The organism is Microbacterium oleivorans, from assembly GCF_001691565.1.
Taxonomy (GTDB): Bacteria; Actinomycetota; Actinomycetes; order Actinomycetales; family Microbacteriaceae; genus Microbacterium; species Microbacterium oleivorans_B.
The window spans coordinates 1,847,288-1,872,978 of record NZ_MAYO01000003.1; the positions used below are offsets into that span (position 1 = coordinate 1,847,288).

24 protein-coding genes are annotated in these 25,691 nt (G+C 69.9%); 7 read left to right on the plus strand and 17 right to left on the minus strand.

Translation table 11 applies throughout. The features are described from left to right. The first annotated feature begins 8 nt into the window (after positions 1-8). Positions 9-308 (plus strand): hypothetical protein, encoded by a 300-nt coding sequence (locus tag BBA86_RS11640; RefSeq protein ID WP_065571713.1) that lies wholly within the window; start codon positions 9-11, stop codon positions 306-308. A 97-nt stretch (positions 309-405) separates the two neighbouring features. On the opposite strand, the gene BBA86_RS11645 is transcribed toward BBA86_RS11640, so the two are convergent. The 6 genes from BBA86_RS11645 to BBA86_RS11670 form a co-directional block, all read right to left on the minus strand. Next, entirely contained in the window at positions 406-1,893 is a 1,488-nt protein-coding gene (locus tag BBA86_RS11645; RefSeq protein WP_065572286.1) for a hypothetical protein, read from the minus strand. A gap of 154 nt (positions 1,894-2,047) precedes the next feature. Beyond that, positions 2,048-2,761, minus strand: a complete 714-nt coding sequence (locus tag BBA86_RS11650; protein WP_065571714.1) for a FadR/GntR family transcriptional regulator — start codon at positions 2,759-2,761, stop codon at positions 2,048-2,050. Next, on the minus strand, positions 2,758-3,531 hold the full coding sequence (locus BBA86_RS11655; RefSeq protein ID WP_065571715.1) for a 3-oxoacyl-ACP reductase: 774 nt from the start codon (positions 3,529-3,531) through the stop codon (positions 2,758-2,760). Before BBA86_RS11655 ends, BBA86_RS11650 begins: the two co-directional genes overlap by 4 nt. A gap of 15 nt (positions 3,532-3,546) precedes the next feature. Then, complete coding sequence (locus BBA86_RS11660; RefSeq protein WP_065571716.1) at positions 3,547-4,902, minus strand: aldehyde dehydrogenase family protein; 1,356 nt, start codon at positions 4,900-4,902, stop codon at positions 3,547-3,549. Continuing rightward, complete coding sequence (locus tag BBA86_RS11665) at positions 4,899-5,669, minus strand: gamma-glutamyl-gamma-aminobutyrate hydrolase family protein (RefSeq protein ID WP_065571717.1); 771 nt, start codon at positions 5,667-5,669, stop codon at positions 4,899-4,901. The genes BBA86_RS11660 and BBA86_RS11665 overlap by 4 nt, the downstream gene beginning before the upstream one ends. Beyond that, positions 5,650-7,005 (minus strand): glutamine synthetase family protein, encoded by a 1,356-nt coding sequence (locus tag BBA86_RS11670; protein WP_065571718.1) that lies wholly within the window; start codon positions 7,003-7,005, stop codon positions 5,650-5,652. Before BBA86_RS11670 ends, BBA86_RS11665 begins: the two co-directional genes overlap by 20 nt. A 171-nt stretch (positions 7,006-7,176) precedes the next feature. Between BBA86_RS11670 and BBA86_RS11675 the strand changes: the two genes are divergently transcribed. Then, positions 7,177-8,721: an amino acid permease gene (locus BBA86_RS11675; RefSeq protein WP_065571719.1), complete on the plus strand. Its 1,545-nt coding sequence runs from the start codon at positions 7,177-7,179 to the stop codon at positions 8,719-8,721. A gap of 172 nt (positions 8,722-8,893) precedes the next feature. On the opposite strand, the gene BBA86_RS11680 is transcribed toward BBA86_RS11675, so the two are convergent. Then, positions 8,894-9,412 carry an AAA family ATPase gene (locus BBA86_RS11680; RefSeq protein ID WP_065571720.1) on the minus strand — a complete coding sequence of 173 codons (519 nt, stop codon included), beginning with the start codon at positions 9,410-9,412 and terminating at the stop codon, positions 8,894-8,896. Positions 9,413-9,540: 128 nt separating this feature from the next. On the opposite strand from BBA86_RS11680, the gene BBA86_RS11685 reads away from it, so the two are divergent. Continuing rightward, on the plus strand, positions 9,541-9,969 hold the full coding sequence (locus tag BBA86_RS11685) for a GNAT family N-acetyltransferase (RefSeq protein ID WP_065571721.1): 429 nt from the start codon (positions 9,541-9,543) through the stop codon (positions 9,967-9,969). 53 nt (positions 9,970-10,022) lie between these two features. On the opposite strand, the gene BBA86_RS11690 is transcribed toward BBA86_RS11685, so the two are convergent. Continuing rightward, on the minus strand, positions 10,023-12,548 hold the full coding sequence (locus BBA86_RS11690; RefSeq protein ID WP_065572287.1) for an ATP-dependent Clp protease ATP-binding subunit: 2,526 nt from the start codon (positions 12,546-12,548) through the stop codon (positions 10,023-10,025). A 184-nt stretch (positions 12,549-12,732) separates the two neighbouring features. On the opposite strand from BBA86_RS11690, the gene BBA86_RS11695 reads away from it, so the two are divergent. From BBA86_RS11695 to BBA86_RS11705, 3 genes are read left to right on the plus strand one after another with little or no spacing between them, the layout of a single operon-like run. Continuing rightward, positions 12,733-13,509: a hypothetical protein gene (locus tag BBA86_RS11695; RefSeq protein WP_223247082.1), complete on the plus strand. Its 777-nt coding sequence runs from the start codon at positions 12,733-12,735 to the stop codon at positions 13,507-13,509. Beyond that, the gene (locus BBA86_RS11700) at positions 13,509-14,093 is read left to right on the plus strand and encodes a DUF2975 domain-containing protein (protein ID WP_065571723.1); all 585 of its coding nucleotides are present in this window, start codon (positions 13,509-13,511) and stop codon (positions 14,091-14,093) included. Before BBA86_RS11695 ends, BBA86_RS11700 begins: the two co-directional genes overlap by 1 nt. After that, positions 14,090-14,320 (plus strand): helix-turn-helix domain-containing protein, encoded by a 231-nt coding sequence (locus BBA86_RS11705; protein WP_036310673.1) that lies wholly within the window; start codon positions 14,090-14,092, stop codon positions 14,318-14,320. Before BBA86_RS11700 ends, BBA86_RS11705 begins: the two co-directional genes overlap by 4 nt. Positions 14,321-14,481: 161 nt before the next feature. Here the strand turns inward: BBA86_RS11705 and BBA86_RS11710 are convergent, their stop codons facing one another. The 4 genes from BBA86_RS11710 to BBA86_RS11725 form a co-directional block, all read right to left on the minus strand. Beyond that, positions 14,482-15,408, minus strand: coding sequence for an endonuclease domain-containing protein (locus BBA86_RS11710; RefSeq protein ID WP_065571724.1), 927 nt, complete (start codon positions 15,406-15,408; stop codon positions 14,482-14,484). A gap of 252 nt (positions 15,409-15,660) precedes the next feature. After that, entirely contained in the window at positions 15,661-16,353 is a 693-nt protein-coding gene (locus BBA86_RS11715) for a hypothetical protein (protein ID WP_141677867.1), read from the minus strand. Between the two features lie 57 nt (positions 16,354-16,410). Next, complete coding sequence (cls, locus tag BBA86_RS11720) at positions 16,411-17,880, minus strand: cardiolipin synthase (protein ID WP_065571726.1); 1,470 nt, start codon at positions 17,878-17,880, stop codon at positions 16,411-16,413. 27 nt (positions 17,881-17,907) lie between these two features. After that, positions 17,908-18,108: a hypothetical protein gene (locus BBA86_RS11725; RefSeq protein ID WP_065571727.1), complete on the minus strand. Its 201-nt coding sequence runs from the start codon at positions 18,106-18,108 to the stop codon at positions 17,908-17,910. Between the two features lie 129 nt (positions 18,109-18,237). Here BBA86_RS11725 and BBA86_RS11730 point away from each other — a divergent pair, with 129 nt between their 5' ends. Next, positions 18,238-19,332, plus strand: coding sequence for a DUF4192 family protein (locus BBA86_RS11730; RefSeq protein ID WP_065571728.1), 1,095 nt, complete (start codon positions 18,238-18,240; stop codon positions 19,330-19,332). Between the two features lie 37 nt (positions 19,333-19,369). Here the strand turns inward: BBA86_RS11730 and BBA86_RS11735 are convergent, their stop codons facing one another. From BBA86_RS11735 to BBA86_RS11755, 5 genes are all read right to left on the minus strand, one after another. Beyond that, positions 19,370-21,376 carry a hypothetical protein gene (locus tag BBA86_RS11735; protein WP_065571729.1) on the minus strand — a complete coding sequence of 669 codons (2,007 nt, stop codon included), beginning with the start codon at positions 21,374-21,376 and terminating at the stop codon, positions 19,370-19,372. A 100-nt stretch (positions 21,377-21,476) separates the two neighbouring features. Beyond that, positions 21,477-22,544, minus strand: coding sequence for a glycosidase (locus BBA86_RS11740; protein WP_065571730.1), 1,068 nt, complete (start codon positions 22,542-22,544; stop codon positions 21,477-21,479). 2 nt (positions 22,545-22,546) lie between these two features. After that, positions 22,547-23,386, minus strand: a complete 840-nt coding sequence (locus BBA86_RS11745) for a carbohydrate ABC transporter permease (protein WP_065571731.1) — start codon at positions 23,384-23,386, stop codon at positions 22,547-22,549. Beyond that, positions 23,383-24,366 (minus strand): carbohydrate ABC transporter permease, encoded by a 984-nt coding sequence (locus BBA86_RS11750; RefSeq protein ID WP_065571732.1) that lies wholly within the window; start codon positions 24,364-24,366, stop codon positions 23,383-23,385. The genes BBA86_RS11745 and BBA86_RS11750 overlap by 4 nt, the downstream gene beginning before the upstream one ends. 1 nt (position 24,367) lies before the next feature. After that, a complete protein-coding gene (locus BBA86_RS11755; RefSeq protein WP_065571733.1) occupies positions 24,368-25,654 on the minus strand; it encodes an extracellular solute-binding protein in 1,287 nt (428 codons plus the stop codon). Positions 25,655-25,691 lie beyond the last annotated feature (37 nt).

A 25,691-nucleotide genomic window follows, 5' to 3' on the forward strand; every position in this document is an offset into this window, starting at 1 on the left:
TTTCGGGGATGGATCATCTCGAACTGGGTGCCGCGCGGGATGCCGCTGTCGCCGCGGCATCCGCTCTGTCCGAAAGGGCGCGCACGGCGGATGCCGCGATCGACGACGCGCTCGAGCACGGCGTGACCGCGCATGACATCGCGGCTGCGCTGGGGCTGACGTACGAGGTCGCCCAGCGGGTCGTGGCCGGTGAGCTGTCGTTCTCGGAGTACCTGTACGCCGGTCTTGCCGCGGGCGTCGTGCCCCCTGCGGCCGATGAGAGGGTGCGGCGCGCGCTCGAGTTCGCGAAGCGTTCGCGGATGCAATAGTTCGGCCGCGACACGCCGTCGCCGGACGAGCGGATGCCGCGTGTCCCCCGGCATCCATTGCATCCGTCGACGCCGCGCGCGGGCCCGACCGCGCGCATCAGTTCCGGGGCGCGCCGAGCGGCAGCACACGCGAGCCGAAATCGAGGATCGTGTAGCGCCCGCATTCCACCGTGTCGGCTACCACCGCGCCGCCGGGCAGCACGAAGGGGACGGAGGCGGCATCCTCCACCAGGAAAGTGACCGGCCCGCGACGCTCCGCGCGGTTGACGAGCCAGTCGTACGGGCGAAGCGTGTTGTCGACCTGGATCAGCTGCGACGGATCGGCGAGCGCCAGCTTGGGCGCGCGGACGGTCCAGAACTGGCCGGCGCCGGTCCGCCCGGACCGCTCCACCCACCGCGTCACGCAGGAGAGGTCGGTGTCTCCCCTGCCCGCTGCCGCGACGGCGACGGGCACGGCGGCGATGCCTCCGACCGCGAGCGCACCCGCGACGACGACTCCCGCCGCCCGGGGCACCGAGAGGGCGGGAGGGCGGACGGCGAGAACGAGGATCGGCAGGAACGCCCACGGCTGCAGGTAGCGGTCGGCATCCGTCCCCGCGACGACGACGAGAACCGCCGACGCGACCGGCGCGGCCACCGCCACCGCGCACACCGCGATGACGGCGGCGTCGCGTCGGCGCCACGCCCGCAGCCCCACGATGATGCTCGCGGCGACGAGCGCCAGGAGGCCGGCGAACCAGAGCACGCCGTTCCACCGCGACACCGTTGCGCCGGTCGCCTCGGCGAGGTGCGCGACCGCGGCACCGGCCTGGTCCGGGCGAAGGTAGTTCCCACCCGCCGCGACGATGTTGCCGGCGAAGGGGGCCCGCAGCAGGTAGCCGCCCGCCGCCGCACCCGCGACCGCGAGCATCGCCACGAACGCGAGACGCGGCGTGATGCGGCGGCCGAGGAGGAGGATGCCGACGACTCCGATGATCGGCAGCACGCACCACACGGCGACGAGAGGATTCGTGAGCATCGAGATCACGACGACTGCCGTCATCACCGGTACGACGCAGGCGACCGGCGCACCGTCCAGCAGACGCCGGAACAGACCCACGACGACGAGGGTGCCGACGACCGTCGCCGAGTAGTAGGTCGTCGTCGCCGTCAGGAGCGCGAGGTGGAACCCCGGCATCCCGTCGGGCACTTCGAGGACGATCAGCACGACGAACGCCGCGAACGCGAGAACACTCCCCGTCACGGGGCGCGCGCCCGCCCGGAAGCGACCGGCGACCAGGCGGATGCCGCCGTAGACGGCGAGCAGGTTGACGACGGAGTTGAGCGTGAGCGTCCCGGTCGTCCCGAGCCCGAACATCGACAGCGCGGCGTAGACCGCGGTCTCGGGCAGGAAGAGCACGGGCGAGAGCGCCCAGTCCTGCGGGTCCCCGCGCCGCAGCGAGTCCGCCACGAGCGCGACGACGACCGAGTCCCCGTCGCGGTACAGCAGCCACGGACTCGTCGAGGCGACGACGGCCACGGCGATGAGCGCGAGAGCGAGGGCCGCACCCCACCCGGCCGCCTCCGCGACACCGCGCCGCTGCATCACCCCGGGCCGCATCATCACCGCTCAGCACACCAGATTCGCCCGGTCGGCACCAGTCGGCGGGTGACGGATGCACGACCACAGGTGCAGGTGCGGCCCGGCGCGGCTCCGAACGCCACATCAGCCCCAGCGGTCGGACGTCCGTCACCCCACCTCAGCCTAGGAACCCTCGCAGCAGCGCCTCGGACCCGGCGAGGTGCTCGAGCACGGCGGCCTCGGCGGCGTCCGGCTTGCCCGCCAGGATCGCCGCGACGATCCGCTCGTGCTGCGCGTCGGAGTGCTCGATGTTGCGCGGCAGCAGTGGGAACGTGTCGAGCCAGGCGTTGATGCGGGCCCGGTTCTCGACGACCAGGGGCAGCAGTGACGGGATGCCGCTGGCCTCCGCGATCGCCAGGTGCAGCAGCGAGTCGAGCCGGCGGTACTCCCCCTCGGCGGCTCCCACGGTCGCGCGGTGGCGTTCCTCGAGCGCGGAGCGGGCGGCATCCGTCAGATCCTGCGACGCCGCGGCGCGGGCGGCTCCCGCCTCGAGCACACGGCGCAGGCCCAGGATGTCCTCGAGCTCGGCGGCGTCCACCGGCCCCGCCGGCACGGGCAGCGGGTCGGCGACGAACGTGCCGCCGTACCGACCGCGGCGACGTGCGACGTACCCGGCGTCGGCGAGTTCGCCGATCGCCTGCCGCACGGTGTCGCGGCTGACGCCGTACCGCTCCGCGAGGTCGCGCTCCGAGGGGAGCGACTCCCCTGGCGCGACGACGCCGAGCCGCACGGTCTGCACGAGCCGCGAGACGGTGTCTTCGAGCGCGTTGCCGCCGCGCACCGGCCGGTAGACGGTGCGGCCGAGGTCCGGCGACGACGCGGCGCGGGTCACAGCGGCGTCACGTAGGCGTTGGTGATGCCGCCGTCGACGACGAACGCGTTCGCGGTGATGAACGACGAGTCGTCCGAGGCGAGGAACGCGACGGCCGCCGCCAGCTCCTCCGGCTCGGCGAAGCGGCCCATCGGCACGTGCACGAGGCGACGCTGTGCGCGCTCAGGGTCCTTCGCGAAGAGTTCGCGGAGCAGCGGCGTGTTCACCGGTCCCGGGCAGAGCGCGTTGACGCGGATGCCCTGCCGCGCGAACTGCACGCCGAGCTCGCGGGTCATCGCAAGGACGCCGCCCTTGGAGGCGGTGTACGAGATCTGCGACGTCGCCGAGCCGAGCAGCGCGACGAACGACGCCGTGTTGATGATCGACCCTTTGCCCGCGGGCACCATGTGACGCAGCGCCGCACGCGAGCAGAGGTAGACGCTCTTAAGGTTGACGTCCTGCACCTTGTCCCACGCGGGCAGCTCGGTCGTCTCGATCGAGTCGTCATCGGCGGGAGAGATGCCGGCGTTGTTGAAGGCGATGTCGACCGAACCGAGGTCGGCGGCGACACCGTCGAAGAGCGCGTCGACGGATGCCTGGTCTGCGACGTTCACCTGGCGGAAGACGCCGACCACCTCGTCGGCGGCCTTCTGCCCGGTCACCGGGTCGAGGTCGGCGATGACGACGCGGGCTCCTTCGGCGGCGAACCGGCGCGCGGTCGCGAGGCCGATGCCGCTGGCACCGCCGGTGATGATGGCGACGCGGTCGCGCAGGCGCTGGGTGAGGTCCATGGGGGTCCTTCCGGGTCAGGAGGTGGCGTAGAAGACGTTCTTGGTCTGGGTGAAGTGCTCGGCCGCGTCGGGTCCGAGTTCGCGGCCGAGACCCGAGGCCTTCATGCCGCCGAACGGGGTCGTGTAGCGGACCGACGAGTGCGAGTTGACCGACAAGACCCCGCTCTGCAAACCGCGGGACACGCGGATGCCGCGCCCCAGGTCGCGCGTCCAGATCGAGCCCGCGAGCCCGTAGACGGTGTCGTTGGCGAGCGCGATCGCATCGGCTTCGTCGTCGAACGGCAGCACCGCGACGACGGGTCCGAAGACCTCCTCGGTCGCGATGCGGTCGCCGCGGCCGGCGAGCACGACGGTCGGCGCGAACCAGAACCCGTCGCCCTCGGGCGCCGCACCGCGGAACGCGACGTCCGACCCGTCGACGTACCCGGCGACGCGATCGCGCTGCGCGGCGGAGATGAGCGGTCCCATCTCGGTGGCCTCATCGTTCGGATCGCCGACCTGCCACGCGGCGACGGCGGGTTCGACGAGCTCGAGGAACCGGTCGAACACCGAGCGCTCGACGAGCAGACGGCTGCGGGCGCAGCAGTCCTGCCCGGCGTTGTCGAAGACCGACCCGGGGACGGCCGCGGCGGCCGCCTCGAGATCGGCGTCGGCGAACACGATGTTGGCACTCTTGCCACCGAGCTCGAGCGTCACGGGCTTCAGCTCGCGCGCGCAGCCTGCGGCGACCTCGGTGCCGACGCGGGTCGATCCGGTGAAGACGACCTTGCGCACGTCGGGATTCGACACGAACCGCGCGCCGACGACTGGACCGGCACCGGGGATGACGGTGAAGACGCCGTCCGGGAGCCCCGCCTCGAGCGCGAGGTCGCCGAGTCGCATCGCGGTCAGCGGGGTGAGCTCGGCGGGCTTCAGCACGATGGCGTTGCCGGCGGCGAGCGCGGGGGCGAAGCCCCACGCCGCGATCGTCATGGGGAAGTTCCACGGCACGATGATTCCGGCGACGCCGTACGGCTCGTGGTAGGTCACGTCGAGTCCGCCGGCGACGGGGATCTGGCTGCCGATCAGGCGTTCCGGTGCCCCCGCGTAATAGTTCAGGACCTGGGCGACGTGGGACGCCTCCCACCGGGCGGACGAGATCGGATGCCCCGCCTCGAGCACCTCGAGCTGCGCGAGCTCCTCGACGTGGTCCTCGACGACACGTCCGAAGTTCCGGAGCGCATCGGCGCGGGCGACGGGGGCGAGCTCAGCCCACGCGCGCTGCGCGCGGACGGCGCGTGCGACTGCGGCATCCGTCTCCTCCACCGAGGCGAGCGCGACGTCGCGGACGGCGGCGCCGGTCGCGGGGTTCAGGACGGTGAACGCGCTCATGCGGAGGCCCCCCGGTGCGAGACGGCGTACGCATCTGAGGCCGCGACCAGCCCCAGGAAGAGCCGCCGATCGGCGGAGTTCTCCTCGGGATGCCACTGCACCGCGACGAGGTAGTCGTCGCCCGGCGCCTCGAACGCCTGCACGAGCCCGTCGTCCGTACGCGCGGTGACGACGAGCCCGCCACCGAGGCGGTCGACGCCCTGGTGGTGGTAGCTGTGCACCGTGTAGGGGCCGGCGCCGATCAGGCCCGCGAGCTTCGTGTCGGCATCCACCTCGACGGTGTTCTCGGCGAAGACGCCGCCACCGATCTTGTAGCGCTCGGTGCCGAGAGCTTCGGGAAGGTGCTGATGCAGCGTGCCGCCGTAGGCGACGTTGATCAGCTGCAGGCCGCGGCAGATGCCGAAGACCGGGATCCCGCGCTCCCGCGCTCCGGCGAGCAGAGCGAGCTCCCACTCGTCGCGGTCCGCGCGAGCGGGGTCCGTGAGCGGATGCCGGGGCGCACCGTACAGCTCGGGCTGCACGTCGAGCCCGCCGGTCAGGATCAGCCCGTCGAGACCGTCGAGCACGACCTCGGCCGCGGCTTTCGCCGACGGCTGCGGCGGGAGCAGCACGGCCACGCCGCCCGAGGCGGTCACGGCGTCGAAGTACTGCTGCGGCAGGAAGCTCGCGCGGACGTCCCACACCCCCTGCACAGCACGCTCGAGGTAGGTGGTGAGCCCGATGACGGGGCGGCGGCCGCCCGCGGGATCAGAGACGTTCGAAGCCACGGATGCGCTCCCAGTCGGTCACGGCGGCGTCGTAGGCGAGGACCTCGACGCGCGCCTGGTGCAGGTAGTGGGCGACGACGTCGTCACCGAACGCCGCGCGCGCGATCTCGGAGGCTCCGAAGAGGTCGGCCGCCTCTCGCAGCGTCGTCGGCAGGTGGTCGACGTCGGCGTCGTACGCGTTGCCGCTGAGCGGCGCGGGCAGCGGGAGCTCGTGCTCGATGCCGTGCAGCCCGCCCGCGACGATTGCCGAGATCGCGAGGTACGGGTTCACGTCGCCGCCGGGCACGCGGTTCTCGACGCGCAGCGAAGAACCCTTCCCGACGACGCGGAGCGCGCACGTGCGGTTGTCGACGCCCCACGCGATGCCGGTGGGAGCGAACGAGCCCTTCGCGAAGCGCTTGTACGAATTGATCGTCGGCGCGTAGAGGAGGGTGAACTCCTTCAACGTCGCGAGGATGCCGGCGATCCAGTGCTCCATGAGCGGGCTGAACCCGTGCTCGCCGTCGCCCGCCATGACCGCTTCGCCGTCCTCGCCGCGGACGGAGAGGTGGATGTGGCAGCTGTTGCCCTCGCGCTGGTCGAACTTCGCCATGAAGGTCAGAGACTTGCCGTGCGCGTCGGCGATCTCCTTCGCGCCGTTCTTGTAGATCGTCTGCTGGTCGGCGGTTTCGAGCACCTCGGCGAAGCGGAACGCGATCTCCTGCTGCCCGTCGTGACACTCGCCCTTCACGCCCTCGCAGTAGAGCCCCGCTCCTTCCATGCCGCGGCGGATGTCTCGCAGCAGCGGCTCGAGTCGGGTCGTGGCGAGCAGGTTGTAGTCGACGTTGTAGTCGGTGGATGCCTGGAGCCCTGCGTAGCGCTTGGCCCAGGCATCCCGGAACGAGTCGTCGAAGACGATGAACTCGAGTTCCGTGCCCGAGTAGGCGACGAGCCCGCGGTCGGCGAGGCGCTGACGCTGCGCGTTCAGGATTCCGCGAGGCGACTGGATCACCGCGCCGCCGCGCACGTACTCGAGATCCGCCATGACGAGCGCGGTCGCCGGCTGCCAGGGGATGCGGCGGAGCGTGGCCATGTCGGGGCGGAGGACCAGGTCACCGTAGCCCTTGTCCCAGCCCGACATCTCGTAGCCGTCGATCGTGTTGACGTCGACGTCGACCGAGAGCAGATAGTCGCAGACCTCGGCACCGTGCCCGGCGACCTCGTCGAGCCAGAACCGCCCCGCGACGCGCTTGCCGACGAGGCGCCCCTGCGCGTCGGGGAAGGCCACGATCACCGTGTCGATCTCGTCGGCCGCGATCGCGTCGGCGAGTTCGTCCACCGTCAGATTTCCGGGCATCGGTCGTCCTTCCGTCGTGCACTGTGCGAGATCGTGGCGGGTCTGTAACGAGAACGCTACATCCCAAAGGTAGACACGGCATACCAATAGACGCCACACTCTTCCGCAAGGCGTGAGCCAGCGCGCCGACCCGACGGCGCGCTGCGCGCCGACCCGTAGCCAGGAGGTCTCATGACGAATCCGAGCACCACCCCCACCACGACGGGCGGCGTCCGCTACGCCCGGGCCGAGGACGGCTATTTCGAGAAACGCACGCTGAAGCGCTCGGCCGGAGTGTGGGGACTGTGGGGTCTCGCGGTCGCCGCCGTCATCTCGGGCGACTTCTCGGGCTGGAACTTCGGCATCGGCTTCGCCGGATTCGGCGGCATGCTGATCGCGTTCGCCGTGCTCGTACTCATGTACTACGGCCTCACCTTCTCGATCGGCGAGATGGCCGCCGCGATGCCGCACACCGGTGGCGCCTACTCGTTCTCGCGCTCGGCGATGGGTCCCTGGGGAGGGCTCGCCACGGGCCTGGCCGAGACCATCGAGTACGTCGCGACGACCGCGGTGGTCGTGTACTTCTCAGGGCAGTACGCCGACAAGGCACTGTCGCTGCTCACCGGGGTCAGCCTGCCGCCGTGGCTGTGGTGGGTCATCCTCTACGCGCTCTTCATCGCCCTCAACGCGGCAGGCGCCGCCGTGTCCTTCGGCTTCGCGATCGTCGTCTCGATCATCTCGATCGGCATCATCGTCGTCTTCGGCGTGATGGCTCTCGTCTCGGGTGCGTTCGACTGGGCTTCGCTCTGGAACATCGCACCCGACCCGGCGGCGTTCGGCGCCTCGGAGTTCCTCCCCCACGGCATCGGTGCGGTCCTGTTGGCGCTGCCGTTCGCGATGTGGTTCTTCCTCGGCATCGAGGAGCTCCCACTGGCGGCCGAGGAGTCGCACAACCCCGCCCGCGACATTCCCCGCGCGGGCCTCTGGGCCCGCGGCACGCTGATCGTGACGGGCCTCATCGTCCTGTTCCTCAACACGGGCGTCCTCGGCGCGGAGGCCACCGCACCGTCCACCGAGCCGCTGCTCGAAGGGTTCCAGGCGTTCCTGCCCGATCAGGCCGCCGCAATCCTTTCGCTGCTGGCCCTCATCGGCCTGTTCGCCTCGCTGATGGGCATCATGTTCGCCTACGGGCGCAACATGTACTCCCTCTCGCGCGCGGGCTACTACCCGCGCTGGCTGTCGCTCACGGGCAAGCGCCAGACCCCGTGGGTCGCGCTCACGTTCGGCGCCGTGCTCGGATTCATCGCGCTCGTCATCCTGCAGGCCGCCGGTGGCGACACGAGTCCCGCCGGTGCGATCGTGCTGAACATCGCCGTCTGGGGCGCGGTCCTCGCGTACTTCCTGCAGATGGTGTCGTTCATCATCCTGCGCAAGAAGTTCCCGAACGCCGAGCGCCCGTACAAGAGCCCGTGGGGACTGTTCGGCGCGTACTCGGCCGGCATCATCGCCGCGATCGTGTTCGTCGGACTGCTGTTCAACCCGTCGTACCTGCTGGCGATCGTGGCGATCATCATCGTCTACGTCGTGATCTTCATCGGGTTCGCCGTCTACGGCCGCAAGCGCCTCATCCTCTCGCCGGAGGAGGAGTACGCCCTCTCGGGCGGCCTGCACGGCGACCCGCAACGCGAGGGCTACGACGCCATGGAGAAGGACGTCTTCGGAAACCGTCGCTCCTGACAGACCCGGACGGGCCGGGCGCTGCCGAGGGCGCGCCCGGTCCGTTCGCATGCCCCGCGCGGCGTCGGCAGCCTCCCCGTTCGCCGATGCAAGAGTCCACGCCCGACACGCCGACGATCGGACCAAGGGATGCCGGGTGTCGCCCGGCATCCCTTGCATCCGTCGACGCGCATCAGCCCCCGCAGACCCGACGCAGATGTTCGAGCACGAGCGGAACGTTCTCCTCCAGCGACAGCGTCGAGTCGATCGTCAGCCGCGCATCGGCCCAGCCGTTGAAGCCGGCGGATCGCGCGCGGACCTCGTTCCACGTGGGCTCCACGAACCCCGCCAGCGACCGTCGCCGAGTCTCGAGGCGACGGCGATGCTCTTCCTGGTCGGTGCACACCACCTCGATGAACGCGACGTCCACTCCTTGCTCGTCGGCGAGCGACCGCCACTGCTGCCGCGCGAGCTCGGCGTCGTTCACAGCGTCGATGATGACGTCGGCACCGATGCGGAGCTGCTCGCGCGCGAGATTTTCGGCCACGACGTAGGCCGCCAGCCCGGTCGGCTGGTCCCGGCCGATCCCCGCGCGCCAGAGCGCGGCCTCGATCGGATCCACAGACAGGATCGCGCAACGCAGTTCGCCGGCGATGCGCGCGGCCAGCGCGCTCTTCCCCGACGCGGGCAACCCCGCCATTGCGATGAGCATGACCCCATCCTCGCCCGTCCGCGGATGCAATAGATCGAGTGCGACACGCCGACGATCGAGCCGCGGATGCCGGGTGTCGCCCGGCATCCCTTGCATCCGTTGACGCGCAGGCCCGGTTGAATGGACGGATGCGCTGGACCACCCGCCCCTCGACGCCCGATGACGCGACGTGGATCGCCGAACTCCGAGCCGTGGTCATGCGTCCCGACCTCGAACGCCTCGGCGTCTACGACGAGACCCGCGTGCGACAGCGGTTCCTGGACGCCTTCGATCCTGCCCTCACCCGAGTGATCGTCATCGACGGGGCGGATGCCGGTTCGATCGCCGCGCGCCCCACGTCCGACGGCACCTGGCTCGAGCACTTCTACCTCGATGAGCGCGTGCAAGGGGCCGGGATCGGCACCGAGGTGCTGGCCGCTGCCCTCGCCGAGGACCACCCACTCCCCTGGCGTCTCAACGTCCTGCAGGGAAGCCCCGCCCGTCGCCTCTACGAGCGACACGGCTTCACCCTCGAGAGCGAGGACGAGGTCGACGTCTTCCTGGTTCGCCGGCACTGAACGACGAAGGGGTCGGACGCCTCTCGGCATCCGACCCCCGTCGCTCTGGTCGCTTACGAACCGGCGATGATGTCCGGGCTCGCGGTGATCTCGCCCGCAGCTCCCACACCGACCGCTTCGCGGCCTTCCTGACGCGTGGTCTCGAAGACGAAGGCGTTGTTCTCGACGTCGACCGCGACGTGGTCGCCGGCGTTCAGCTCGCCACGGAGGATCCGCTCGGACAGCTGGTCCTCGACCTCGCGCTGCATGGCGCGACGCAGGGGCCGGGCGCCGAGTGTCGGGTCGAACCCGATCTCGATGAGGCGGTCCTTGGCGGCATCCGTCAGCGCGACCGTCATGTCACGGTCGAGCAGACGCTCGCTGAGACGCTTGGTGAACAGCGTCACGATCTGGCGGAGCTCCGCCTTGTTGAGCTGCGGGAAGACGATGACGTCGTCGACGCGGTTGAGGAACTCGGGCTTGAAGTGACGCTTCAGCTCCTCGTCGACCTTGCCCTTCATCCGCTCGTAGGTCGTCTGCGAGTTGCCCTCGACCTGGAAGCCGACGGGACCACCGGCGATCGCCGACGAACCGAGGTTCGTCGTCATGATGATCACGGTGTTCTTGAAGTCGACCACGCGGCCCTGACCGTCGGTCAGACGACCCTCTTCGAGGATCTGCAGCAGCGAGTTGAAGATGTCGGGGTGAGCCTTCTCGATCTCGTCGAACAGGACCACGGAGAACGGCTTGCGGCGCACCTTCTCGGTGAGCTGGCCGCCCTCTTCGAAACCGACGAACCCGGGAGGGGCACCGAACAGTCGCGAGACCGTGTGCTTCTCTCCGAACTCCGACATGTCGAGGGAGATCAGTGCGCCCTCGTCGTCGAAGAGGAACTCGGCGAGCGCCTTGGCCAGCTCGGTCTTTCCGACGCCCGTGGGGCCGGCGAAGATGAACGATCCCGACGGGCGGTTCGGGTCCTTGAGTCCGGCACGCTGGCGACGGATCGTGCGGGAGAGTGCCGCGATGGCCTCCTCCTGACCGATGACGCGCTGGTGCAGGGCCTTCTCCATGAAGACGAGACGGCTCGTCTCCTCCTCGGTGAGCTTGAAGACCGGGATGCCGGTGGCCTGAGCCAGGACCTCGGCGATCAGACCCTCGTCGACGACCGCGTGCGACGCGACGTCACCCGAGCGCCACTGCCTCTCGAGGCGCAGACGCTCGGCCAGGAGCGACTTCTCCTCGTCGCGCAGGGCGGCGGCCTTCTCGAAGTCCTGCTCCTCGCTGGCGGCTTCCTTGTCCTCGCGGACCTTGGCGATCTTCTCGTCGAACTCGCGCAGCTCCGGCGGGCTGGACAGGATCGACAGGCGCAGGCGGGCGCCGGCCTCGTCGATCAGGTCGATGGCCTTGTCGGGCAGGAAGCGGTCCGAGACGTACCGGTCGGAGAGGTTGGCCGCGGCGACGATGGCGCCGTCGGTGATCTGCACCTTGTGGTGCGCCTCGTACCGGTCGCGCAGACCCTTCAGGATGTTGATCGCGTGGGGCAGGCTCGGCTCGGCCACCTGGATCGGCTGGAAGCGGCGCTCCAGCGCGGCATCCTTCTCGAAGTGCTTGCGGTACTCGTCGAGCGTCGTGGCACCGATCGTCTGCAGCTCACCGCGGGCGAGCAGCGGCTTCAGGATGCTGGCCGCGTCGATCGCGCCCTCGGCGGCGCCCGCACCCACGAGGGTGTGGATCTCGTCGATGAAGACGATGATGTCGCCGCGCGTGCGGATCTCCTTCGTGACCTTCTTCAGGCGCTCTTCGAAGTCACCGCGGTAGCGGGAACCGGCGATGAGCGAACCGAGGTCTAGCGAGTAGACCTGCTTGTCCTTGAGCGTCTCGGGCACCTCGCCCTTGACGATCGCCTGGGCGAGGCCCTCGACGACGGCGGTCTTGCCGACGCCGGGCTCGCCGATGAGGACGGGGTTGTTCTTGGAGCGGCGCGACAGGATCTGCATCACGCGCTCGATCTCCTTCTCGCGCCCGATGACGGGGTCGAGCTTGTTGTCGCGCGCGGCCTGCGTCAGGTTGCGGCCGAACTGGTCGAGGACGGCGGAGCCGCCCTGGGCCGTTGCCTGCGCCTGCTCGCCGGCGCCCGAAGCGACGCCCGCGGGCTCCTTGCCCTGGTAGCCGCTGAGGAGCTGGATGACCTGCTGGCGGACCTTGTTCAGGTCGGCGCCGAGCTTCACGAGAACCTGAGCGGCGACGCCCTCGCCCTCGCGGATGAGCCCGAGCAGGATGTGCTCGGTGCCGATGTAGTTGTGGCCCAGCTGCAGCGCTTCGCGCAGCGACAGCTCGAGCACCTTCTTGGCACGCGGCGTGAACGGGATGTGACCCGTCGGCTGCTGCTGCCCCTGCCCGATGATGTCCTGGACCTGCTCGCGCACAGCGTCGAGCGAGATGCCGAGGCTCTCGAGGGCCTTGGCGGCGACGCCTTCACCCTCGTGGATCAGGCCGAGGAGGATGTGCTCCGTGCCGATGTAGTTGTGGTTCAGCATCTTCGCCTCTTCTTGGGCGAGCACCACCACACGACGTGCACGGTCTGTGAATCTCTCGAACATCGTCTCCACCTCCACTCGACGCACTGGCGGCGTCTTACGTAGAGGCTAACGACGGCGGGATGCCGGTATGCCCGTGTTCGCCGTGGGCATACCGGATGCCGGGGCTTGCGGTCGCGGCATCCACGGGCATAACGTTTCTCGATAACAACGAATGTCGTTATGTACGTCGAAGGGTTGGTGTGACGTGGCACGGTGGATGCTGATCGTCGGGGCGGTTCTCGTCGTCCTCCTGATCGCGGGAACGATTCTGGCGTTCGCGCTGGCGACTGCCAAGAAGCGGCGCGAGGGGTCCGTACGGGATGCCGACCCGACGCCCGTCGTCCGAGTAGCGCGGATCGTCGCGGTCGTCTGGGCGGTGGTCGCCGCCGCCGGCGCCCTCGCGAACCTCTTGGTGCCGCTGCTGTCACCGGGGGTCGCGATCACGATGCCGGTGCAGGAGTTCTGGCCTCAGCTCCCCAGCTCGGTCACCCTCGACACCGGTGAGGTGAGCCGCGTCTCGGGCGGGTTCACGAGCGTGACCCTCACCGTCGACGGGCTCGGCGTCGCGGCGCGCGTGCTGTGGGCCCTCAGTCAGATGATCGCCTGGGCGATCCCCGGGGTCGCAGCGCTGTTCGTCGCCGTCGCATGCTCCCGACTGCTCACCGGCGCGGCGTTCGCCCCCGTCGTCGCGAAGATGGCCGCGACGACGGGCGCCGTCATCGCCTTCGGCGGCGTCGCCGCCCAGGTCATGGGCGACATCGCGGGAAGCATCGCTTCGACGCAACTGTTCGGCTCGAAAGGCGGCGGCTGGGAAGGCGACTACGCCGGCATCGACAACGTGTTCGACGCCTGGGTTCCCGCCGCCACCGTGCAGGTCTCCTTCCCCTTCTGGCCGATTGCGGTCGGTCTCGCGTTCGCCGTCCTCGCCGCGATCCTCCGCTACGGCTCCCGGCTGCAGAACGATGTGAAGGGGCTCGTCTGATGTCCACCGCGACCCGGACCACCGGAGCACTCGACCTCATCGTCTACGGCGTCGCCGCTTCGCTGGCGGCGTTGGCCGTCGCCACATTCCGAATCACCGAGATCCTGAGCCCCGAAGGCCCTGCCGTGACCGTCGGGGCGGATGCGGCATCCGCTGCCCTCGGGCTCTCTGCCCGTACGGGCGTGGACGCGGTCGTCGTCCGTGCGCCGGACCTCGGCGCGGGCGGTCGCGCGTGGATGATCGCGGCGGTCCTGCTGGCCGCCCTCGCCGCGATCGTCATCGCCGCGGCGCTGATGCGCGTAGCCCTCGCGGTGCGCCGGGGGCGCGTGTTCACCGGCGGCGCGACGCGCGCGTTGGCGGCGATAGCCGCCACTCTCACCATCGCCGTGTTCGCGTGGCCGATCATCGACGGGATGGGCCGACAGCACGCGCTCCAGTCCCTCGGCATCCGGTTCGAGACGCTGTCCATGCTCGATCTGCTGCCCCTCCTGCCGATCCTGCTGGTCGCCGTCGCCGCTGCCGTGCTGGCGAGCGCCTTCGCGCAGGGCGAGCGGCTGCAACGCGACACCGAGGGGCTCGTGTGAGTCCCGCCGAGGAGGACGAGCTCACCGGCATCCACTGTCGCCTGGACGAACTGCTCGCCGCGCGCGGAATGACCCTGACACGGCTCTCCGAGATCGTCGGCGTCTCGGTCGTCAACCTGTCGATCCTCAAGAACGACCGCGCCCGCGCGATCCGGTACTCGACGCTGTCCGCCATCTGCCGCGCGCTCGACTGCGAGGTCGGCGAGCTGCTCGTGCGCGCAGACTGAGCCGCGGCGGTCCCGGGGACGCGATTCGTCGTCTCGCCGCCGCGCACCCGACATGTTGCGTCCCTGGAACACTCACGCCGTCGACGCCCCTGCGCTCCAGGGACGCAAATCGCCGCTCGCACCACGCGCAGGCGACACATCGGGTCCCCGGAAGCCCCGTGTCACTGACGCGCGAGCGCGTGCCGCACGCGTGCGACGACACCCCCGGCATCCGTGAACAGGTGCTGCTTCGTGATCCGGACGACGACCCAGCCCGCGGCGGCGAGCGCCTCGTGACGTTCGATGTCTCGCGACCACTGGCGCGCGTCGACCCGGTGGTGCTCCCCGTCGTACTCCACGGCCACGCGCTCGCGCGGGTAGGCGAGGTCGACGCACGCGAGGAGTCGTCCGTTCACGACGATGTTCCAGTTGAGCTCAGGCTCGGGAAGGCCGCCCTCGATCAGCGCGAGGCGGCACCACGTCTCGGTCCGGGATGCCGACCGTTGCCGCACGAGCGGCAGCGCGTCACGCAGACGGGCGACACCCACCCTCCGCCCCAGCGACGCTGCCGCGAGGTCGTCGACCGTCGCGAGCGGGGGTGGATCGCCGCGGAACATCGGGACGCGGACGATCGCGTCCCCGACGGCGACGAGATCCCGGACGTCGAGGACCGCGCTCAGACTCGCCCAAGTGCAAGCCGGTGCGAGGAGCGGTACGCCCCGTCGCGGGTGGACCCGGATCTGGGTCGACGCGTGCACCAATCGATGCCCGCGCACACCCGCGCCCCGGGGAGTGCGTCGCGGCGCGAGGACGCCGACGTCCAGTCCGGGAGCGCGCAGCGCAGATCGCGGGAGCGGCAGCCCCCACAGCACGGCGGCAGTCACATGACAGAAGAACTGACCGTCGGGCAGTGCCACGGCGTACGCGTGCGCCTGCTGGGCCTGACGGTCCGCGGCATCCTCGGCAATCGGCGCCGCCCGCGCGCGCACGCCGTGGAACGGCCGTTCGAGGTCACGCGCGCGGAGCCGGCGCGGCGAGACGCCGGCATCCACCGCCGCCTTCACGGAGAACGCGGATCCGAGAGCAGGCGGCAGCGGACGGGGCTCCATGCGCCGATGCTCGCGCACCCTACGACGCACACGCAGGGATCCGGGCAGACCGTGGACGTTTCGCCGAGCGTGTGGGCTGGGGAGGATGCCGCAACGCGGCTTCCGGGGACGCAGACGGTCGCGTGCGCACACGCCGGGCGACCACACAGGTCCCTGGAGCGAAGGCGACCGCCGCTCCGGGGACCCGACCCGCCGCTCACACCACGCGCAGGCGACACATCGGGTCCCCGGAAGCCCGCTGACGCGCGTGCGTCAGCGGATCGGCACCGTCTCGCCCGAGCCGAACACGCCGAAGCTCAGCGTCGCGTCGCGATCGACCACCGCGTCGGGATCGAGCTGCACGAGGGTGAGCTGCGGCGCCATGTCCGTCGTGCAGACGCGATCCGCATCCAGCATCGCGAAGCCGACGACGACGGATGCCGGTGACTCCACCCTCGTGTCCGCGACCATCGGCGGGCACGACGACGATCCCCACGTGCGGAGCGCGATCGTGCGGTCACCGACCCAGGTCGCCGCCGGGGCGAACTCCTCGACCTGGCCGCCCGCGTACGCGGCGAGATCGACGTCGGCACTCGTCTCCCCGAGGGACACTCGCAACTGGAGACCGTCCGCGGGATCGACCCCCTGCGGCGTCGGGACCTCGAGCGCACGAGCGACGAGGTCGTCCGTGCACGGTCCCGGCTCGGGCCCGCGGAGGGTCACGACGAATGCCGAACCGTCGAGGTGCGTCTCGTTCACCGCCGGCACGCACGACGAGCTGCCCCACGTCACGAGCGCGATCGTTCTCCCGCCGTCGAGCCAGCCGGCGCCCACCGGCCACGCGGGCGCCGCGTCGGCGGACGAAGCGCCGGGGTCCGTACCGTCGGCGGCAGGCGTCGCACAGGCGGTCAGCGCCAGACCGACGAGGGCGCTGCCGGCGAGCGCGGTCAGAAGGCGGGTGCGCATCAGGGTCTCCTCCCGGGAAGCGGACACCCTCTGAGTGTCATCGCCCGCAGGATCGTCTCACTGGAGCGCCGAGGTGAGCCGGGCCAGGTTGTCGAGGACGACGGAGCGGATGGGGCGCTGCTCCCACTCCTCCATCGTCAACTCGCGTGACATTCCGCGGTACTGGTCTTCGACCGTGCGCAGCTGCTCGACGAACTCGGCTCCTCGGACGAGCATCGTCACTTCGAGGTTGAGGCCGAACGAGCGCATGTCCATGTTGCTCGAGCCGACGACGGCGACCTCGTCATCGATCGACATGGACTTGGAGTGCAGGATGTAGGGCCGCTTGTACATCCAGATCTTCACACCGGTCGCCAGCAGCTGCTCGTAGTAGCTGCGCTGCGCGTGGTAGACCATCGCCTGATCGCCCTCTTCGGAGACGAACAGTTCGACCTCGACGCCGCGATGGCAGGCGGTCTGGATCGCGAGCAGGAGTCCCTCGTCGGGGACGAAGTACGGGCTGACCATCACGATCTTCCTCTTCGCCCCGAAGATGAGGCTGAGGAAGAGTTTGAGGTTGTTCTCGTACTCGAAGCCCGGACCGCTCGGGACGATCTGACAGTCGAGGTCGCCGGTTCCGGCATCCGTCAAGAAGTCGGACTCGACGGCGAAGACCTCGCCCGTCTCGCCGTACCAGTCCGAGACGAACACGGCGGAGAGGGACGCCACGACCGGGCCGTCGACGCGGACCATGAGATCCACCCACTGCAGTCCGCGACGCAGATTCGTCTTCAGGTTGTAGCTGCGGTCGGTGACGTTCTGCGAACCGACGAACCCGACAGCGCCGTCGATCACGAGGAGCTTGCGGTGGTTGCGCAGGTCGGGTCGCTGGTACTTGCCCTTGAGCGGCTGCACCGGGAGCATCAGGCGCCACTGGGCGCCCATGCGCTCGAGGCGCGAGATCGTCGCGTGGTAGTTCGGCTTCCACCGGTTCGCCCAGTGGTCGAGGAGGACGCGGACGGTCACGCCGCGCGCTGTCGCGCGCTCGAGCGCCGCGAAGAATCCGTCGGTCGCCCCGTCGGACTGCAGGATGTAGAACTCGACGTGGACGTACCGGGTGGCGCGATCGATCTCGGACGCCATCGTGTCGAGACTGCCCTGGTAGTCCGAGATGATCTGGGCGCCGTTGTCGCCGGCCATCGGAAGCGCCCCGAGTTTGCGGTTGAGACCCACGAGCTGCTCGAACCACTCCGGCGCATCGGGGCGCAGTGTGCCGAAGTCGAGCCCCTCGCTCGCCTCGCGGAACGCGTCGTTGATCGACTCCTGCTCCTTGCGGCGCTTGCGCGGAAGGCGCGGGTTCCCGATGAGGAGGAAGAGCAGGATGCCGATGATCGGGATGAAGTAGATGGCGAGGAGCCACGCCATCGCCGCCGTCGGGCGACGGTTCCGCGGGATGATGAACACCGCGATGATGCGCACCGAGATGTCGAACGCGAGGACGAGGACGATCCACCACGTCCACGTCCAGTCGACGCTGATGCTGATCACAGTTCCCCCAGAGAGTGTGGGGTCAGCCTATCCTTTGGCGGGTCGACCGGCGGTTTCGTCGCGGGGCGGCAGACCGCGCTTGCGGCGCTCCTCCGCCTCGACCCGCGCGTAGAGCTTGCGTTCGGTGCGGTCCATTCGCAGGATGCTGCGGATGACGAAGGCGAACAGCCCGGCGACGACGATCGTGGGGATCAGCCCCCAGATGACCGCAGTCCAGATCTCACCCATATCTCCATCGTAATCGGCCCGCGACACCGCGCGGCCCGGAGCGTTCTGCACCGGCGCCTGTTCGCGCGACCTCTCCCCAGGCGATCGTCTCGGCGCCCGACACGACGTCGGCGCCGCGACCGTGGGGCCATGTCCACCATCGTCACCGCCGCGGATTCCGCGCACTTCCTCGCCCTCGTCCCCCGCCTCCTCGGGTTCACGCCGACCGAGAGTCTCGTCGTGGTCCCCATGAGCGGTGGCCGAAGTCTCGGCGCTCTCCGGATCGACCTTCCGCCGTCGGACACCTCTGCCGATGCGGTCGCCTCCACCGTCATCGGCATGCTCTGCCGGGTGTCGGGTGCCGACGGCTTCGCCGGCGTCGTCTTCACCGAGGCATCCGCTGGTCGAGGCCTGCCGGGAGCGGATCTCGCGCTCGCGCTCGAGCGCTCGGCAGACGCGTGCGGGCTCGAGGTCGTCGACATCCTGACGGTCGCCGGCACCGGGTGGGGATCGCATTTCGACGAACGGATGCCGCCGGGCGGCCGCCCGCTCGTCGAGCTGGAGCGGCACCTCCCACCGCTGGAGGGCGACCAGCACGAGGGGGCGGCGTTGCCGTCAGCCGAGCCTGCTGCCACGGCGAGCGTCGAGGTCGCCCTGCGATCGCTCGAATCGGCTCTCGCCGTGTTGTGCGGCATCCCGGCCGTCGACGGGACATCCGAGCGGATCGATCCGGCGGCGCTCGAGGCGGGATGCGCACTCGACGACCTCCCAGGGCTGTACGAGGGGTGCCTCGACTGGGATCCGGCGAGCCTCGACCCGATGCGCACGGCGGTCCTCGCATGGTGCCTCGCCCGGCCGTCGCTCCGGGATGTCGCCCTCGTGCAGTGGGCCACAGATCGTCGCGGCGGCGACACGGCGCTCGATGCGCAACGACGGTGGGAGGACGGCGAGGATTACCCCGCCGACCTTGCGTCGGTGATGTGGGGCGAGGGCGAGCAACCCGACCCGAGTCGGCTCGAGGCGGCGCTGACACTCGTGCGCCGCGTGGCGTCGAGGACGCCCGAGGCGCATCGCGCGGGGAGTCTCGCCACTGCCGCGTGGCTCGCCTGGTCGCTCGGCCGGTCCACGCACGCCGATCGCTACGCGGCGGAGGCACTGCAGATCGAACCGGAGCACGGTCTGGCCGAGATCGTCCGATCCTTCGTCGCGCACGCTCACCTGCCCGATTGGGCCTTCCGGCGCTGACCGGGCCGCGGCATCCACCCCGGCCAGGTCAGCATCATCACCGTTCGACGATGGCGAAACCGCCGGCGGGGATGATCACGGCACCGGTGCGGTCCTTCTTCACGCGGACCTCACGTCCACGATCGTCGTAGACGGCCAGCTCGCCCGCGCCCACCGTCACCCTCTGCGGCGAGCGCGCCGCGGAGTGGACGAGCTCGCTGCGCGACCCCGCCTGGCCCTCGAGGACGAGCCGCGAGACGAACGGCCGGAGGAGGACGCCATCGAGCTGCAGGTCGCCTCGCGCCGAGACGACGCGGAGCTCATCGCTCGAGCGGGACATCTCCTTCTGCAGAGTGTGCGGATGCATCGCCCCCGGGGTCGGCGAGATCCCCTGCCGGGGACCGGTCAGGTGCAGGGAACCGAGCCGAGTGCGCTCCGTCGTCCAGGTCGACGACGTCCGTTCGCCGACCTCCGACCACACCACCGGCTCGACCCACCGGTCGGACGCCGCGGCGCCGACATCGAAGACCGCGCTCTCGCCGCGGGACAGCGTCAGCTTGTCGCCCGACCAGCTGGACTCTCCCGTCCAGGCGTCGGGTGTCGAGATGTCACCCGTCGTCCTCACGGCGTCTTCGGCTTCGATCCACGCGAGTCCCTCGCGGTCCGTGACCTCGGTCAGGGCGACGGCGTGCCGCTTCACGTCCGGGTTCGCGTCGAGCGCGAGAGCCGTGAGGAGCCCGTGGATCGTGGACTCCGCGCCGCTGTTGCGATTGACGGTCCCGTCCGGTTGCAGGCCGTCGTATGTGACGCCCGTCGCCGGGTCGTACATCCGCTGCCCCGCGTGGTTGGCACCGAAGAACCACGCCGCCTGCATCGCGGCCAGGCCTTCGAACCCGTCCGAGCCGGTCGCCTTCGCGACGCCCAGCAGCGACTGGACCCGCGAGTCCGCACCGTAGGCGATCTGAACCCGATCGACGGGGCTCGGGTTCCACCCGTTGCCGGGTCCACCCGCGGTGAGGAGGGTCGGCGTGAACGTCGCCGCGTCCGCGATCGCGGGCCGCGCGATCGACCGATCCTTCAGCACGACGGATGCCGCGGCCAGCGCGGCGGGCATCTGCGAGCCCCAGGCGTGCCAGATCGCCGGGGACTCGGCCCACGGCAGCACGGCGTCGTAGGGCCACTCGCGCGCCGAACCGTCCGACATCGCGGCGATGCCCGTGGCGAGCTGGCGCAGCGCCTTCGAGGCCGCCCGGTCGGGACTCGCTTCGACACGCGCTGCCAGACCGAGCACGGCTTCGGCCGAGGCATCCGCCCCGTTCGTGACGAGCCACGTCGGGACGCGTTTGCCGTCCGAGACCGTCCACGCGCCGTAGGTCGACAGGACCTGGCGGTTCAGCGCACCGAGGGAGAGGTCGAAGCGCTCGTCGAGGAAGGCGGCGAAGGCAGGGTCCTCGTCCTCGAACGCGGCGTACCCCTCGCCGAGTGCCCACAGCGTGCGGGCGAGCCAGTAGCTCGGCCCGCTGTCGGACGGGTCGGGGAGCTCGACCGGTTCGGGAGAGGGATTGAAGGTGCCGTCGGGCTGCATCCACAGGACGACGTTGCCGGCATCCGGGCCGTCGGTCGTCTGGAAGTACGCGACCGAACGCAGCAGCTCGTACGCCTTGTCGCGGCTGTCGTCGTCGCCGGTGAGCTCCCAGTGACGCGTGTAAACGACCGCGGCACGGGTGATGTCGTCGGCGTTGTACGCCCCCTGCCCCCAGTAGCCGGTCTCCGGATCGAGCGGTCCGCCCCCGACCCGCTCGAAGGTCCCGCCGTCGCGGGCATCGGCGTACGTCCACGGCATGACGAGCGCGGGCTCTTCGGACTGCCGGTAGGTGCTGTGGCCCTCGACGTCGGCGGGCGGCGTCGCTTCGTCGAGCAGGAAGTCGAGGTGCGCGAGATTCGTGACCGGCGGATCCGTCGGCGCCGCGGCCGCGGCCGTGACGCCGAGCGGGACGGTGAGGGCGAGCGCGGCCAGTGCGGTGAGGCCGACGGTCCTTGCACGACGGTGTGCAGAGGTGGACATGGGGGTTGGTCCTTTCGTGCGGTGCCGAATGCAGGTCCAGAACCGGATCAGACGCCGTTCCGGCGCCCGGAGCCGGGTCGGACCTGCACTCGGCATGCGATCAGTCGGTGCGCTCGAGAAGGGCGACGCCGATCTTGGAGTCGGCCATGCCGTAGAACACGAACAGGCGACCGTCGACCTCTTCGATCGCGGTCGGGAAGACGACGTTCGGCACGATCCCGCTCCGCTCGTCGTCTGTCTCCGGGGCGAGCAGCGGCTCCGGAGTGCGGGCGACGACCTTCGAGGGATCGTCGGCGTCGAGGATGATGGCACCCGCGGCGTAGTTCACCTTCTGCTGTTGCGCGAACGCGCTCTCGAGCACGCCGGTCACACCGTGATGCAGGACGAGCCATCCCTCGGGGACCCGGCGCGGCGGGGGCCCCCCGCCGATCTTCAGCGCCTCGAACGGGAACTCCGGCCCGGCGACGAAACGGTGCTGCTCCCACAGGGTGAGTGCCGAGAGGTCTTCGCGGACCGCGGCGAGCGGGATGTAGCTGATCCATATCGACTGCCGCTCGTCCTCGACGCCGGCGGGTACCCGGACGCCCTGTCCCGGCTTCGTCTCACCGAGGTCCCACATGGGGCGGTGCAGGACGGCGAGCGCCTCCCGCCCGTCCGGCGCGGTGACCGGCTCGGGGAAGAACACGGTGTCCTTGTTGTGGAACAGGTTCAGGTCCATGTCGAGGTCGTCCTGGTACCGGAACAGCGCCGGTCCCAACCGGCGCCACTCCCGCAGGTCGCTCGACACGGCGACCGCGGTGCGCGGGCCGAGGGGCCCGTACGCGACGTAGGTCATGACGTGCAGCCCGAGCATCTCGACCCACGTGACCCGGGGGTCCTCGACGCCGGCGTTGCCGACCCCGCGTTCCCACCCCCGGTCGGGCTCGAGGACGACGCCCTCGCGTTCGACGCCGATCGGCACGCCGTCCGCGACGACGACGCGGGCCAGTCCCACGCGCGACACGTTGCCGTCGGCGACGAGTCGCGGCAGCAGGTACAGCTCTCCATCGGGGCCACGGCCGGAACCGGGGTTCAGCACCCCCTCGACCTCGTTCGGATCGCCCGCGGCGGGGGTCATCACGACCCCCACGCGGGTGAGTCGGTAGGGCACGTGGGTCTCGGTGGGCATGGTCAACCTTTCACTCCGGATCCGAGGTCGTTGGACGTGAAGTAACGCTGGAACACGAGGAACAGCGCCACGGCGGGCGCGGCCAGCACGACGGCGCCGGCCATCATCGCCCCGAACGGGTTCGCGGTGGATGCCGCGATGTTCGAGATGAAGTTGGCGAGGGACACCGCGAGCGGCTGCATGCCGGCATCCTTCGTGATGAGGAACGGCCAGAGGAACTCGTTCCACGGACCGATGAAGGTCAGCAGCACGACCGTCAGGAGGGCCGGTCTCACCAGGGGCAGCGCCACGCTCCACAGCAGACGGAACTCGTTCGAGCCGTCGATGCGAGCGGCGTCGAAGAGCTCCTTGGGGAGCTGCAGGAAGTACTGCCGGAAGATCACGACCGCGGTCGAGTTGATGAAGAACGGCAGGATCATCCCGAGGTAGCTGTCGGCCAGGCCGTAGTCGCGGGCGATCATGACGTAGAGCGGGATCATGAGCAGCTGGAACGGCACGACCTGCACGAGGAGGGCGAGGGCGAAGGTCGCCCCTCGTCCCCGCCAGCGCAGGATCGCCAGCGCATACCCGGCCAGGACGCCGAAGACGACCGTGCCGAGGATCACCCCGCCGGTGAAGATCCCGGAGTTGGCGAGCCCCTTCAGCAGGTCGATACGCCCGTTGATGGCGGTGTAGTTGTCGAGCGTCAGGTTCGCCGGGTTCGGGAACGCCCCCGCCGGCGTCGGATCGACGTTCGTCTGCAGCGACCCGACGATCATGTAGAAGAACGGGAACAGGAATGCGAGCGCGCCGATCGACAGCGCCGTGTACATCGCGATCTTGGAGCCGAGTGCGCGCTTCATCGCTCCTCACCTCCCACGAGCTTGCGCTGCAGGGCAGCGATGGCCAGGACGAACACGATGAGCACAACGCCGATCGCGGCGGCGACGTCGGGGTTCTGCTGCTCGATGCCGCGCTGGTACATGAGGAGCACCGGCGAGGTCGACGCCCCGTTGGGGCCGCCGCCCCCGGTCAGCAGGTACGGCTCGGTGAATAGGTTCGCCCCGGTGATCGTGGCGAGGAGGACGACGAGCAGGGTCGCCGGCCGGACGCTCGGCACGGTGACCGAGAAGAATTGGCGGAGCTTGCCGCCGCCGTCCATCGACACCGATTCGTACAGCTCGCGCGGCACGTTCTGGAGGGCGGCGAGGTAGAGCAGGATGTAGAACCCGAGTCCCTTCCACGTCACGAAGATCGCGATGGTCGGCATCGCGAGCGCGGAGTTCACGAGCCACGACGGGTCGGGCGCGAGCGGCCCGAGCACGTTGTTGACGAGTCCGCCGCGGGCGAAGAGGAAGAGCCACACCGCGACGACGGCGACGGATGCCGTGACGTACGGCACGTAGTAGCTCACCCGGAAGAAGGTCCGCGCCTTCGTGACGCGGTCGAGGGCCGTCGCCAGCAGGATCGACAGCACCACCGTGAGCGGCACGTTGATGATCAGGAAGATCCCGACGTTGCCGAACGACCGCCAGACCTCGGGGTCGCTGAGCGCCGTGACGTAGTTGTCGAAGCCGACGAACGGCCGGTCGACCACTGCCCCCGGGGCGGCGAAGAAGTAGTCCTGGAACGACATCCAGACGGCGAACACCACCGGGTAGGCGAAGACGACCAGGACGAAGACGATGTAGGGCGCCGAGAAGAGGAGCCCGTGCGGCTGCGCGCCGAGGAGGCGGTGAAGGATGCCGCGGCGAGGCGCGGCATCCTTCCCGCTCTTCTCCGGGGCGGCACCGCGGGTCGCGCCGGGATCGGACCCGGCGCGACCCGGGACGACGGCGGTCATCTCAGCCCGCCGATGCCAGCTTGTCGACCTCTGCCGCGGTGTCGGAGAGGAACTGATCGACCGGCGTCTCGCCGAAGATGACCGACTTCGAGTAGCCGTCGCGGAAGGCCTGCCAGATCTCCACCGACCCGATGACGTTCGGGACCTCGACCGTGCGTGCGGCCTGGGCGCCGAACTGCTCGTAGGCGGGGTTGTCGGCGAAGTAGTCCGGGTAGGTGCCGGTCAGGTCCTGCCGTAGCGGCATCTGTCCGGTGGCTTCCAGCCAGGCGCCGTCCTGCTCCTCGCTCGTGGCGAACTTCAGGACGTCCCACGCCGTGGCCTTGTTCTTGCAGGCGGTGAACATGCCGACGTTCTTCGCGTCGCTGAAGGTCCAGGTGTCGTCTGCCGCGGTGCCCTCCTTCGTCGGCACGGGGACCGCACCCCAGTCGATGGAGTCGCCGTACACGCTGATCGCCCACGGACCGACGATGGCCATCGCGGCGTACGCGTCGGCGAAGGCGTCGCCCTGGTACTGCTCGTTGCCGGCGAGCTGCTCCTCGTAGAGCGTCCGCCAGAAGTCGGCGACGGCCTTTCCGTCGTCATCGTTGAACGTGGCCTTGCCGTCTTCGAGCAGCTGTGTGCCACCGGTCTGGGCGGCGTAGAGCGGGTAGAAGTCGAACCAGGACTGGAAGAACTCGCTCGTCGGCGCGGGGTTGATCGCGTACTCGGACACGCCCTTCTCCTTGAGCGTCCGGGCGGTATCGAGGAACTCGTCGTAGGTGGACAGCTTCGGATTGTCGGGGTCGAGCCCCGCCTTCTCGAAGAGGGCCTTGTTGTAGAAGATCATCACCGGGTTCGACTTCCACGGCAGCTGGTAGAAATCGCCGTCTTCGGAGCGGTACTGATCGGCGAGGTCACCGCTGCGCGCGGTGATGTAGTCATCGCCGTCCTCGAAGTCGGACAGGTTCACGAGACCGCCCTGACGTTGGAAGCCGGGCACCGCCGCCGGGGAGGTGTTGAACACGAGACAGGGTGCGTTCCCGGCGGTGATCGCGGCACCGATGACCTCTTCGCTCGACGCGCCGGCGGGGATCTCCTGCGCCTTGACCTGTTCGTCGGGGTGGTCGGCGTTCCACGCCTCGACCATCTTCTTGCCCCAGCCGATCTCGGCCTCGTTGTTGGAGTACCAGATGGTGATGTCGCCGCGGCTCTCGAGGTCGCCGCCACCACCTCCCCCTCCCCCGCCGCACGCGGTGAGGGCGAGCACACCGGCTGCGCCGGCTGCCGTGATGAGGATGCGTCGTTGCATGTCCTGCTCCTTCTTCGTGTCTCGTCGTGCTCTCTTG

Bases quoted from the DNA above. Each gene is read 5' to 3' on its own strand.
- BBA86_RS11755 (WP_065571733.1), bottom strand. From the start codon at position 25,654: ATGCAACGACGCATCCTCATCACGGCAGCCGGCGCAGCCGGTGTGCTC.
- BBA86_RS11660 (WP_065571716.1), bottom strand. From the start codon at position 4,902: ATGAGCGCGTTCACCGTCCTGAACCCCGCGACCGGCGCCGCCGTCCGC.
- BBA86_RS11740 (WP_065571730.1), bottom strand. From the start codon at position 22,544: ATGCCCACCGAGACCCACGTGCCCTACCGACTCACCCGCGTGGGGGTC.
- BBA86_RS11725 (WP_065571727.1), bottom strand. From the start codon at position 18,108: ATGGGTGAGATCTGGACTGCGGTCATCTGGGGGCTGATCCCCACGATC.
- BBA86_RS11690 (WP_065572287.1), bottom strand. From the start codon at position 12,548: ATGTTCGAGAGATTCACAGACCGTGCACGTCGTGTGGTGGTGCTCGCC.
- BBA86_RS11645 (WP_065572286.1), bottom strand. From the start codon at position 1,893: ATGCAGCGGCGCGGTGTCGCGGAGGCGGCCGGGTGGGGTGCGGCCCTC.
- BBA86_RS11700 (WP_065571723.1), top strand. From the start codon at position 13,509: ATGTCCACCGCGACCCGGACCACCGGAGCACTCGACCTCATCGTCTAC.
- BBA86_RS11655 (WP_065571715.1), bottom strand. From the start codon at position 3,531: ATGGACCTCACCCAGCGCCTGCGCGACCGCGTCGCCATCATCACCGGC.
- BBA86_RS11750 (WP_065571732.1), bottom strand. From the start codon at position 24,366: ATGACCGCCGTCGTCCCGGGTCGCGCCGGGTCCGATCCCGGCGCGACC.
- BBA86_RS11685 (WP_065571721.1), top strand. From the start codon at position 9,541: ATGCGCTGGACCACCCGCCCCTCGACGCCCGATGACGCGACGTGGATC.
- BBA86_RS11730 (WP_065571728.1), top strand. From the start codon at position 18,238: ATGTCCACCATCGTCACCGCCGCGGATTCCGCGCACTTCCTCGCCCTC.
- BBA86_RS11675 (WP_065571719.1), top strand. From the start codon at position 7,177: ATGACGAATCCGAGCACCACCCCCACCACGACGGGCGGCGTCCGCTAC.
- BBA86_RS11640 (WP_065571713.1), top strand. From the start codon at position 9: ATGGATCATCTCGAACTGGGTGCCGCGCGGGATGCCGCTGTCGCCGCG.
- BBA86_RS11710 (WP_065571724.1), bottom strand. From the start codon at position 15,408: ATGGAGCCCCGTCCGCTGCCGCCTGCTCTCGGATCCGCGTTCTCCGTG.
- BBA86_RS11735 (WP_065571729.1), bottom strand. From the start codon at position 21,376: ATGTCCACCTCTGCACACCGTCGTGCAAGGACCGTCGGCCTCACCGCA.
- BBA86_RS11745 (WP_065571731.1), bottom strand. From the start codon at position 23,386: ATGAAGCGCGCACTCGGCTCCAAGATCGCGATGTACACGGCGCTGTCG.
- BBA86_RS11680 (WP_065571720.1), bottom strand. From the start codon at position 9,412: ATGCTCATCGCAATGGCGGGGTTGCCCGCGTCGGGGAAGAGCGCGCTG.
- BBA86_RS11670 (WP_065571718.1), bottom strand. From the start codon at position 7,005: ATGCCCGGAAATCTGACGGTGGACGAACTCGCCGACGCGATCGCGGCC.
- BBA86_RS11715 (WP_141677867.1), bottom strand. From the start codon at position 16,353: ATGCGCACCCGCCTTCTGACCGCGCTCGCCGGCAGCGCCCTCGTCGGT.